The organism is Lactobacillus apis, assembly GCF_002837055.1.
In the GTDB taxonomy this organism is placed as follows: domain Bacteria; phylum Bacillota; class Bacilli; order Lactobacillales; family Lactobacillaceae; genus Lactobacillus; species Lactobacillus apis.
The window spans coordinates 1-11,092 of record NZ_PDKP01000019.1; the positions used below are offsets into that span (position 1 = coordinate 1).

The 11,092-nt window shown below is 36.7% G+C and carries 9 protein-coding genes and 1 pseudogene; 5 read left to right on the forward strand and 5 right to left on the reverse strand.

Translation table 11 applies throughout. The annotated features are described in order from the left end of the window. Positions 1 to 167: 167 nt before the first annotated feature. Positions 168 to 1,691: an SLAP domain-containing protein gene (locus CRG87_RS06990; RefSeq protein ID WP_074426089.1), complete on the forward strand. Its 1,524-nt coding sequence runs from the start codon at positions 168 to 170 to the stop codon at positions 1,689 to 1,691. Between the two features lie 69 nt (positions 1,692 to 1,760). Here the strand turns inward: CRG87_RS06990 and CRG87_RS06995 are convergent, their stop codons facing one another. The 4 genes from CRG87_RS06995 to CRG87_RS07010 all read right to left on the reverse strand — a co-directional run bounded on the left by CRG87_RS06995 (position 1,761) and on the right by CRG87_RS07010 (position 5,473). After that, the gene (locus CRG87_RS06995; RefSeq protein WP_074426090.1) at positions 1,761 to 3,701 is read right to left on the reverse strand and encodes a BspA family leucine-rich repeat surface protein; all 1,941 of its coding nucleotides are present in this window, start codon (positions 3,699 to 3,701) and stop codon (positions 1,761 to 1,763) included. A gap of 41 nt (positions 3,702 to 3,742) precedes the next feature. Continuing rightward, entirely contained in the window at positions 3,743 to 4,669 is a 927-nt protein-coding gene (locus CRG87_RS07000) for an HNH endonuclease (RefSeq protein ID WP_074426091.1), read from the reverse strand. Between the two features lie 110 nt (positions 4,670 to 4,779). Continuing rightward, on the reverse strand, positions 4,780 to 4,920 hold the full coding sequence (locus CRG87_RS07005; RefSeq protein WP_090094091.1) for a hypothetical protein: 141 nt from the start codon (positions 4,918 to 4,920) through the stop codon (positions 4,780 to 4,782). A gap of 190 nt (positions 4,921 to 5,110) precedes the next feature. Then, the gene (locus tag CRG87_RS07010) at positions 5,111 to 5,473 is read right to left on the reverse strand and encodes an iron-sulfur cluster biosynthesis family protein (RefSeq protein ID WP_046305846.1); all 363 of its coding nucleotides are present in this window, start codon (positions 5,471 to 5,473) and stop codon (positions 5,111 to 5,113) included. A gap of 191 nt (positions 5,474 to 5,664) precedes the next feature. On the opposite strand from CRG87_RS07010, the gene CRG87_RS07015 reads away from it, so the two are divergent. The 3 genes and pseudogenes from CRG87_RS07015 to CRG87_RS08305 all read left to right on the forward strand — a co-directional run bounded on the left by CRG87_RS07015 (position 5,665) and on the right by CRG87_RS08305 (position 8,435). Then, a complete protein-coding gene (locus tag CRG87_RS07015) occupies positions 5,665 to 6,753 on the forward strand; it encodes an SLC13 family permease (protein ID WP_074426092.1) in 1,089 nt (362 codons plus the stop codon). Between the two features lie 112 nt (positions 6,754 to 6,865). After that, on the forward strand, positions 6,866 to 7,435 hold the full coding sequence (locus CRG87_RS07020) for a LemA family protein (protein ID WP_074426093.1): 570 nt from the start codon (positions 6,866 to 6,868) through the stop codon (positions 7,433 to 7,435). A gap of 11 nt (positions 7,436 to 7,446) precedes the next feature. Further along, positions 7,447 to 8,435, forward strand: a pseudogene (locus tag CRG87_RS08305) (zinc metalloprotease HtpX). Between the two features lie 52 nt (positions 8,436 to 8,487). On the opposite strand, the gene CRG87_RS07035 reads toward CRG87_RS08305, so the two are convergent. After that, positions 8,488 to 9,426, reverse strand: coding sequence for a helix-turn-helix domain-containing protein (locus tag CRG87_RS07035; protein WP_074426095.1), 939 nt, complete (start codon positions 9,424 to 9,426; stop codon positions 8,488 to 8,490). 304 nt (positions 9,427 to 9,730) lie between these two features. Between CRG87_RS07035 and CRG87_RS07040 the strand changes: the two genes are divergently transcribed. Beyond that, entirely contained in the window at positions 9,731 to 11,086 is a 1,356-nt protein-coding gene (locus CRG87_RS07040) for an ATP-binding cassette domain-containing protein (protein WP_083213213.1), read from the forward strand. Positions 11,087 to 11,092: the final 6 nt, after the last annotated feature.

The following is an 11,092-nucleotide window of genomic DNA, read 5'->3' on the forward strand; positions in this document are numbered from 1 at the left end:
TTCTCTTACTCTAATTATAAGGGTATTTTATTTAAAACTAATTAATAATTTAAAACTTAAGTTAAACTTTGCCAGACTGTTATTCTTTTACTGTAAGACAGGTATTATTCTACCTCTATATTAAGTTATAATAAATTTAATAGAAAGGATTAGTAAGGAGATAAATCATGAAACTAACAAAAAAGATTGAATTGGCTATGACTGCTTTGATTTTAGTTACCACTCCATTTCTAACTAATTTTAGCCAAACGCAAATAGTTGCCGCTGCTAAAAGCAGTAAAGTGGCCGCAAAGGGGAAAATCACGTTAATCTACGATGCCCATCTCTATAATAAATATGGTCATAAAATTAAAAATAAGAACAAATATCTGCCTTATGCTGACGATGATGTCAATGGCTATAAGTACATTCCAGGATTTAATGCAGATGTTATGCAATACTACGGCACCAAAATAATTAATGGTCAAAAATTCTATAATATTGGTAGTGATTGCTACATTAGTATGGCTGATATCAAGGAAGTCAACGGTAAAAACAGCAAAAAAGGCAAATTGGTTTTAAATCAAAAATCAGCCGTATACACTAAAGCCGGTAATAAGAGCGGTTATACTTTACCTAAACGAGCCATTGTTACGTATCAAGGCGCAGTTAAAGAGGCCAAATCCAAGCCAAAATACTATTATAGTAAGTATTATAAATCAGATGGCAATGAGCATTATTTCTATCTTCCACTCACTAAAATTAAGGGCAAAAATTATTATGCAATCGAACAAAACCATTATATCAAAGCCAATAATGTGACAAGTCTTGATGGTTACCCCCTAATTTATAATGGTGTCACAACAGCCACCGTCTTAGAAACGACAGCAACTCAAACTATCAAAAATCAGAAAACAAAACGTATTTTAAAAAAGGGACAGAAAATAAAAGTTGATTTAGCTGTTAGGCCTTGGGCCGAAGATTTTGAAGGCTATATTTTCCGCCTGCATGATCATCCTAACGAATACATATATGAAAATTATATCAGTTTGAGAAACTACTTACCTACTTCCGATTACCTTGCTCAAGTCTGTAGTTTCGTCAAATCAAAAACTTCTACAAATGTTAAGCTGTATGATGTCACAGGCAATCCTATTGGGGTTAGTTTTAATACTGCAGAGCTGTCTGCTTTCAATGTTGATGGCTTATTCTATATTTGGAATAAGGCTGAAAACAAAGCCGAACTGTATTACCATCTTCTAAGCCGCAGCTTTAACAGAAAAGACCTCAACAATAATGACGGAACGCGATTAAGCAGTCCTACAGATGATGAAAAGACCAATGAGAATAGTTTATCTACGACTGAAAAAATAATTTCCGTTAACAGTTTCGTCAAAGCTAGCGATGTGAACTTTTATGACGGTGTAAAACTTTCGCCTTTAAATACTCCATTAGAAGCTGAACAGAAACAAAAAATAGCAACTGACAACGATAAAGCACAGCTACAGAAAGCCTTTGATTCTGAGCAGCAAAATGGTACTGGCAGTAGCCGCCATGCTGGGCTTGCACTTGGTTATGACTATGCTTTAGTCAACGCAGCTGTTGTTTTAAGGTCAACTAAAGCAACATTGGCACAGGTAGATGAAGCACTCTGGCTATTAGAAACCACTAAAACGCAGATAAAAACTTTATACTTCGAAGATTTCAGTTAAAGTTTGCTAGAAAGACAAACTAAAAAGGATTAGTTCAGAAATGAGCTAATCCTTTTATTTTGCTAAAAATTAAAAATGAAATGATTTTGGCAGTTGCGGTTTTTTGCCATTATACATGACGTAGGTTTCTTTAGGACTCTTCTTGGCAGAATGACTATAAAGTTTTTGTAGCTGCTTTGCAGTATACTTTTTGCCCTTAGGGTTTCTAATTGTTCCTTTGCCAACAGCTTGAATATGCTTAAAGCCTTTACCCACTCCCGAACTCTTGCGCAACTTGTAGTGTCCTAACTTGACTGCAAAACCTTCCGTATTGCCAGCTTGTAGTAATATTTGACTGTTATGAATATTAAAATGACTAAGATCCACGCCAGTCAGCTTTTTATCATGATAGAACATTTGCGTTGAATCATCCAGCTTGGACATTTTCCATCCACGTAAGTTAACGTATGTTAGATTAGGACAATCCATAAACATTCTAGCAGTTTCAACAACTTTACTCGTTTTCCAACCGTGTAAGTCTACAGTTTCCAATTTGGTATCATTTCTGAATAGGTCAATCGTGCTGTAAAGATTTTTGGTGTTCATTTTGCCCAAATCGACATTAACTAAATTTTTATCATTTCTAAACATGTTGCCCATATCCGTCAAACTCTTGGGGTTCCATCCCTTCAAGTTTATTTCAGCTAAAGCTGTACAGTTTCTGAACATATTGAAAGTGCGCGTAACTTTGCGAACATCAAAGTGACTAACATCAATTTTCTTAACATTTGTGACTTTTTCAAACATACCAACCATATAAATGACATTGCGGGTGTCCAATTTACTTAAGTCCAGTTGATCAAGATGGTTAAAGCCGAAAAACATGCCTGTCATATCCTCAACCTTACTGGTATTCAAATTGCCCAAGTCGAAATCTGTTAGGCTATTCATATTTTTAAACATATACTGAGTGTCTGTTAAGTTACGTGTATCCCAGCCAGTGGTATTTACCTTTACTAAATCAGATGAGTCAGCAAACATATACGCCATTGTTGTTACATTTTGGGTGTCGAAATGGCTTAAATCAAGACTGGTTACTTTTTTAAGCTTCTCAAACATGCCGTTCATTTTAGTAACATTGTGAGTATCAAAATTACTCAAGTCTAAATCAGTTAGGCTGTCATTTGCAAACATCCCACTCATATCTGTCACTTTCTGCGTGTTAAAGTTTTTAAGATTAAGTTGTGTAACTTTAGCATCCGCAAACATTTTGGCCATGTTAGTTACGTTACTGGTATCAAAGTGGTCTAAGTCCAATTGATTAACAACAGTATTGTTAAACATATTTCCCATATCGGTTACTTTGGATGTATTGAAATTCTTCAAATCCAACTGGTTGGCCTTTGCGGATTCAAACATGCTGTTCATGTTCACTACATTTTTGGTATCAAAGTGACTGACATCTAGTTCGGGCGCTCCTAGACCAAAAAACATTTGGCTCATATCAGTTACCTGGCTAGTGTCAAAGTGGCTGACATCAAGATCAGTTAAGTTCGAATCACTTAAAAAGAGCTTTGACATATTAGTTACTTTACTAGTATCAACTTTGTCTAGGCCTTTGATATCTTGTAGTGAACTTAATTGAGCAAATTTTTCTTTTGAATCAGGTGCCAGCTGTACCGGATTTTCAAAAGAGATGTGTTTAATATTTCCCGCCAAACTGAGCTCTTTAGTAAAAGGCGTGCTGGAAAGCTGTGCACCTTTAGCACCACTAATAGTCAATGTATTAGTAAGAACATCATATTTCCACGTGCAATCTCCATCTGTACCTGTCCAAAAACCCAGCTGAGTATTAGCAGTATTTGTGTTAGCCAGTTGTGTGCTATCGGTTTTATCATTTGCAGCAGGTGCAGTAGCGGCCGCAAAAACATGCGAGGTAAGGCCGCTTCCACTCGTTATTCCTAAGAGTGCCAAAGCTACACCAATGCCTATTTTTGGTAGATTAGTTCGTCTTACTTTTTGAAATTTCATATTTTATTCCTCCTCTTACAACTTATTTTAGTCCTTTAAAATCAAATGATATCGTCTTTTTCCTTTTCCTGGGCTAATTTCCAGCCTGTCATAAAGTGCTGTTCACGTAAAGAACACAACTCGTTATAGTCACTATCCAGGCTATCAATTGCATCCTGTAACTTTTTATTTTGCTTACGCATCTGATTTAGTTCTGGATCATTGACCACACCCTTAAGATGCATTTTTGCCGCTAATTCACGTCTTTTTTGTTCAAACTCTCCTTTAAGTGTTGCCAATGCATTTTCATACTTTACCAGCTTCTGGTTGACTTGGGGAATCTGGCTGTTCAGCTTAACAAACAATTCATAAGGCATATTAGACTTAATTCGATTACATTCCTGACAAGAAAGAATCAAATTATCGAGGTCATTATTGTGCGAAAGGGAAACGGGATCCTTATGATCAACACTGCGTCCCCTTCGGCCACAGTATTGGCAGCGATAATGGTACTTGGCCCGAATACGCTCACGATCAATATAGTCGACTTCATTAAGTTTAAAATCAACACTCAAGCCCATTTTTTCAAGGTTTTCGGCAAAGGTTAATTCAAGGCTGGGAAGAAAGTCGCTTTTTCCTGTTTCACTGTCAATTATTGCTTGATTAAACTCGGTTCGTTTAAGCTGCTGTTGGGCCAACTCATTTCCATCGTAATCTTGGATAAAGGCCTCATAACGTTTTCGCTGATCTTTTTTGGTCACCAAAAAAGCGGCCTCTTCATCATCTTTCGTTGTTTCATTTTTGCCAATAAAAGTATAGAGCAGTCCTTGGGCAAAGATTGCAACCGCCATATTGGCAAAGTCCGCTGGTTCTTTTCCACTTTGAATACAGATATCACAAATGCTGGTCAATTGTGGATTCATTAACCCCGCTTGTTTAAAGTGTCTTGAATTGATGCGCAATCCGCATGCACTGCATTGAAATTTCACTTTACCACTGCTCCTTTTGGCTAAATGCTTCTTAAGTCAATTTTACCCCAAATTATGGTAAGAAAAAAAGCGGATCACAATTGATCCGCCTTTATCGTTTTTATTTCAGACTATTTGTTTTCGTCTGCTTTGGCCTTGTTCAAGAAAGCAACAACTGCTGCTACGTGAGCAACACGCTTCTTACCGTTTTTCTTGTTCTTAGGTCTTTGGTTTGGTTCACAACCAGTGTTGTAATTTTCACCTTTACGCATAGTACTATACTTCCTTTCAGATTTTCGAAAATCTCATTTAGTTTACCACGTAAGGCTCAAGCAGGCAAGGATGCTTCTTTAAAAGTAACTTATTACCATTTATTTTTTCACAAAAACAAAAAGACAATCTAAATTAGACTGTCTTTTCGCATTTAATTAAAAAGTTTTAGCGTATTAGTTGCCATTATTTTCACTTATTATATTCATTAACTGTGACAGCACCGTCAATCACGCCGCCATCGTCTGCAAGACTCATTGCTGCATTCTTTTCATCAACAACTAAGTCGTTACCAAGATATTGCATTTCAGCAGGACTAGTATATAAGTCAAGGCCTGCATTGTTCTCAACTTCAATTGTAAAGTCAGGGTCTTTTTGATCCAAAATCACAAATTGGAAACTTGAACCAACGGTGCATGTACCACCAACGTCAGAATACTTATTAGAACCATCATTCAATGATAACAAAACTACCTGGCCATCTTTAACTTGGCCCTTAATCTTATCTGCAGCTTCAGGTTTGATATTTACTTTAACAGTTTCTGAATTACTCATAATAAAATTACCCCCTAATCTTTGTCTGTTTCCCTAAGTATAGGGTATAGTAAGTTGTGAAGTCAAAAATTATGTTTATTAATCTTGCAGTCTTTTTGCTAGCCAAAAATATATATTGCGAACACAGAAAAAAAAGCTCAAAATAGACTTATTGACTTTGGATGATTGTAATGTGTGAAAGGGGACATTTTATGACCGTCTTAAAAAAAGTTTTTAGTGACCGCATTTTGCAAATTACTGCAGTGGTGACACTGATAAGCCTTTTTTTCGCTAGACCACGTCTCGAAGACATTAATTTACATACGATTTTTTCTGTAGCTGCAATGCTAACTATCATTCAAATCTATGCTTACTTGCATGTTCTTGATGTTTTAGCCTATAAATTGACTAGTATTGCTGATAACATGCAGAAACTGAATATCTTGTTCACCTTATTAGCAATCATCTCTGGAATGTTCTTAGGTAATGACATAACTGCTCTTACCTTGATTCCACTATATTTAAATATTGCCAAAAGATGCGATTTACCACAAATTTTGCCGGTTACGTTAATTGGCATGGGCGCAAATATCGGTGCCGCGTTTACGCCATGGGGTAATCCACACAACATTTTTCTTGTCAGCAAGTACTCTGTTAATGCTCTTGAGTTTTTCTCGTGGTCATTGCCATTACTACTTTCTGCTTTGGTGATCGCATTCATTATCTTTCACTTTATTCCGCGCACCAAGATTCCAGTTCAAGATATTAAACAAATTGATATTAGTGTACGACCAACTGTTATCACTACCGCAGTTTTCGCTCTGTTCTTTTTGGGTGTCTTTAAAGTTATCAATGTAGTAATTCCAATGATTGTTGCGATTATCTTGGCTCTACTAATTAATCCCAAAATTTTACTAAAAGTGGATTACGCACTATTACTAACTTTTACCTGCTTTTTTATTTTCATTAGTGATATCCAACAAATTCCAATCGTCGTTAGTTTAATTCACGCAACGGTGAATTCTGAAACTTCTACCTACTTTACTTCCATCCTCTCAAGCCAAGTCATCAGTAACGTACCTGCAACTATCTTAGTCGGTAAGTTCACCACTCACGCCAAGGCACTGTTTCTAGGCTCTAATATCGGTGGCTTTGGCTCAATGGCTAACATGCTAGTACTCAAGACCTTTACACAAAATGCCTCAGTTTCACGCGGTGAATTTTTCAAAAAATGGATTGTGATGCAGTTCGCCGGTTTGCTTATTTTGACTTTAATTGGCTGGGTACTGCTCCTAGTTTAAAAGTTAATTATTTATTAGGTTTTACCAGTAAACGCTGTGTAAAGCCTTTTTTTATATTCAAGTGCACAGTTATCAGTTATAATTAACTAATATTATTCTAGGAGGAAAAACAATGTCTAATCTTACCTTAACAATTTGGATAGCAGTAATTATTGTCGTATTAATATTGGCAATTTATATCACTATCTACAATGGCTTGCAAAAAGCCAAAGTATATACTGACGAAGCTTGGAGTCAAATTGATGTTCAGCTAAAGCGTCGTAACGACTTAATTCCTAACTTAGTTGAAACCACCAAAGGTTATGCTAAGCATGAAAGTGAGACACTAGAAAAGGTAGTTCAACTGCGTAATCAATTAACTAACATTCCTAGTGATGATCACGCTGAAACTTTAAAGGTATCGAATCAGCTTTCAGATAGCTTAAAAACTATTTTTGCTTTATCAGAAAACTATCCTGACTTAAAAGCAAACCAAAACTTTGCTAAATTGCAAGAAGAATTAACTAACACTGAAAACAAAATTGCTTATTCAAGACAGCTTTACAACTCATCTGCTGCTCTATATGACCAAAAGCTATTAACCTTCCCTTCAAATATTGTTGCTGGAATCCACGGCTTCAAAAAGGTTGATTACTTGCAGACAGCCGAAGCTGAAAAAGAAGTTCCTAAGGTTAAATTTTAGACACTAATCTCATGTTATTTCAACAAATTGCTCGTAATAAACGAAAAACAGCTGGCATCATGGTGGTGTTTACGCTCATTTTAGCTCTTGCTGGCGTTGGATTCGGCTATCTTTTTGCGGACAATCCAATCTTGGGGCTGATTATTGCCCTTGTTGCTTGTGCAATCTATTTACTAATAGTTTTGCCCAATCCAGCTAACTTAGTAATGAGCTTGAATCATGCCCAAGAAGTTCATGAAGCCGACAATCCCGAGTTATGGCATGTTGTTCAAGACATGGCTCTTGTTGGTAAAGTTCCGATGCCGCGTGTTTTCATCATTAATGATGCTAGTCCAAATGCCTTTGCAACAGGGCGGGACCCTGAGCATTCAGCGGTGGCAGTTACACAAGGACTCCTCGACATGATGAATCGTGAAGAACTCGAAGGCGTTTTAGGACACGAAATCTCTCACATTAGAAACTATGATATTTTAGTTTCAACCATTGCCGCTGTTTTAGTAGGTGTTATTTCATATTTATCTGGTATTGCCAGCCGCTATATCTGGTGGNTAGAAACTATGATATTTTAGTTTCAACCATTGCCGCTGTTTTAGTAGGTGTTATTTCATATTTATCTGGTATTGCCAGCCGCTATATCTGGTGGATTGATGATGATCGTGATAGTGACAATGATAGTAACAACGCTATTGTAATGGTTTTTAAAATTGTTGCGATTGTCTTTGTTCTTATTTTGGGACCACTTTGTGCTAGTCTTGCGCAAATGACATTATCGCGTAATCGCGAATACTTAGCAGATGCTTCCTCAGTCGAATTAACACGTAATCCGCAAGGATTAATATCTGCTTTGGAAAAAATTGATGGTTCCGATCCAATGAAACAAGCAGATCCAAGTAGCGCAGGAATGTACATCGAAAACCCACTTCATAAAAGGGGTACTACACATTTATTTGATAGTCATCCACCTACAAAGGACCGAATTGAGCGGTTAGAAAAAATGTAATTTTAGTTATTAAAAAATGCATCCCTTAATAGGGGTGCATTTTTTGCTCATTTTATTTCAGATTAATATTGGCCTGTCTAAACAGTTCAGCCCGCATTTGAACAGGCGTTTCATGATAGTACTCACCAAACTTTTTATAAAAGAATGATTTTCCATTGTAGCCTACCCTAGTAATAACTTCCTCGACTGAAATGTCGGGACGGGCAAGTAAATTGCGCGCTTCTTGCATTCGTCTCTCGTCAACGTGTTCGACAAAACTTTTACCAGTCTTCTGCTTAACCAAGGTCGAAAAATAATTCGGATTCAAGCCAAAATGCTTGGCCGCTTCATTCAAAGTAACATCGGCAAAGTTCTCATCAATGTATTGTTCCAAGGCTGTTTGTGCAAATTTAGGTGCAGCAGTCGGCGCCTTTTCAAAGTCCTTGTTTCTAAGTGCTGCTACAAATAAGATACTAAGCTCGGCAAGCACCATGTTTTCAACAAAAAGATTCTGATTAAGATATTCATCGATAATCTTTTTCATTATTTGTGCAGAGCGCGACATTGCTGAACAGTTTAGATTTAATAGTCTGTTTGTTGTCATTAGCTTACTGATGTGATCAATTACAGCTTTTTCTTGCTCACTAAAGTACTGTTTCTTTTTTAAAGTAAATTGTTCGGACAACCTTTGACTAAGTTCTATTTTAACTAGCAAATCTTTTTTGCCCTGCTTTTCCACTTCATATTCACTCTTTTTTTGCAAAAGAATAATATTACCAGCAGAAATCGTGAACGCCTGACCGTTAATTTTGGTTTTTGTAGTCCCAACAGCTTCATAAAGAATTGTTAGTCCTGTTGTTTGATAACGATGGACCCCGCCGTTATGATTTTCGAGGTTAATTGTAAACAAGTCAAAGTCATTACTGCCTGGCCTCAATCTTATTTCATTGGAATCAGAAGTAGTTGCATCAATTACACTTGTTAAATACTGTTCCTGTTTCACCGTTGCCATAGTTATCACCCGCCTATTAGTATCTTTTTTTCATAATTTTATTATATCGTAATTTTTAACCCTAAGTTGGACTTGAGCTATCATTTTTAACAAAAACCCGTATGCTTTTTTCACTTCTTGATGCAATCTAGACAAGTACTAGGTTCTTTTTGTATAATAATCATGAATATACTAAAGGGGTGCCGTTAGGCTGAGAATATACCCATTGAACCTGCTTTGGACAATGCCAGCGAAGGGAAACTAATTATTTTGCGCCGTTGAACATCATTGTTCAATGGCTTTTTATTTATCTTGGTAAGAAAAATTGATCAGAACAAACCAGCTCTCATTTTCATACGACGAGCAACAGAAAATACTTAATAACATTACACTCGAAATTCCAACTAGCAAATTTTCGCTACTCATTGGGCCTACTGGCTGTGGTAAGTCCACTTTGTTAAAAATTTTAGCCGGCCTTTATCCTAAATATGCTGGTAAAGTTAGCGGAACAGTTGAACTAGATGGATTACGTTCCGCGATGATGTTTCAAAATGCCGGTGAGCAGTTTACTATGGCAACTCCACGAGAAGAAATAATTTTCGCTCTCGAAAATTTACAACTAAGTAGTGATCAATATCTAGAGCGACTTAACGATGCAACCAAGTTTACGCAAATTGAACAGTTACTGGATCAGAAAATAACGACACTATCGGGTGGTGAGCAACAACGAGTTGCACTAGCTGTCTTAGTCGCAATGGATGTTGATTTGTTTTTACTTGATGAGCCGTTTGCTAGCTGCGATCCTGAAGCACGTCAATTTTTAATTACTAAATTGGCGCATTTAAGGGATAAAGGAAAAACGATTATTTTAACTGACCATGTTTTGACTGGCTATGAAAACATTTGTGACTACTTGTTTCAATTTAAACGTGATAATGTCACGCTGCTAGATGAAGCAAGTAAAAATGAACTATTGCATGATAGTCAACAGGAACACACTTATACTTTTGCCCTTCCTGAAAATGAAACACCATGTTTTGTTTTAACTAATGCTCAAGTTGAACAAAATCGTATTCTGTTAAAGCAAGACCATCTAAACATCATTGCTGGCAAAACAACACTAATTACCGGTGCCAACGGTGTTGGCAAGACTTCATTATTTAATGTTCTGACTAAAATGCTCCCGTACAGAGGAAGTATTACCTACGACAAGCGGGAAATCCGTAACCAGACGACAAGAAAATACTTACTGGAAGTTGGGCAAATTTTTCAAACCGCAACTGACCAATTTATTGCCGTTTCGGTTGAAGACGAAATCAAGCTCAGTCTGAAGCAAGCAAAAGACAGCTACTTTACAGAAGAAAAAATAGCCGAGATGTTGGATTATCTCGACTTAAGTCAAACCAAAGATCAAGTTGTCTATTCCCTTTCAGGCGGTCAACAAAAGAAGTTGCAGATTTTATTAATGTTAATTTCCAGCCAAAAAGTGTTACTGATTGATGAGCCATTGAGTGGCTTAGATCATGAATCAGCCCAAAAAGTCATGCATTTGTTGCATGAGGGTCAGAAACAACGGCACCAAACGTTGCTTATTATCAGTCATGAATTAGCTAATCTTGCCGACTGGTGTGACTACCATTTAGTTTTTAGTAATCATTATTTAACATACAGTAATAAGTGAGGTAAA

Bases quoted from the DNA above. Each gene is read 5' to 3' on its own strand.
- CRG87_RS07010 (WP_046305846.1), bottom strand. From the start codon at position 5,473: ATGAGTAATTCAGAAACTGTTAAAGTAAATATCAAACCTGAAGCTGCA.
- CRG87_RS07035 (WP_074426095.1), bottom strand. From the start codon at position 9,426: ATGGCAACGGTGAAACAGGAACAGTATTTAACAAGTGTAATTGATGCA.
- CRG87_RS07020 (WP_074426093.1), top strand. From the start codon at position 6,866: ATGTCTAATCTTACCTTAACAATTTGGATAGCAGTAATTATTGTCGTA.
- CRG87_RS07005 (WP_090094091.1), bottom strand. From the start codon at position 4,920: ATGCGTAAAGGTGAAAATTACAACACTGGTTGTGAACCAAACCAAAGA.
- CRG87_RS06990 (WP_074426089.1), top strand. From the start codon at position 168: ATGAAACTAACAAAAAAGATTGAATTGGCTATGACTGCTTTGATTTTA.
- CRG87_RS06995 (WP_074426090.1), bottom strand. From the start codon at position 3,701: ATGAAATTTCAAAAAGTAAGACGAACTAATCTACCAAAAATAGGCATT.
- CRG87_RS07015 (WP_074426092.1), top strand. From the start codon at position 5,665: ATGACCGTCTTAAAAAAAGTTTTTAGTGACCGCATTTTGCAAATTACT.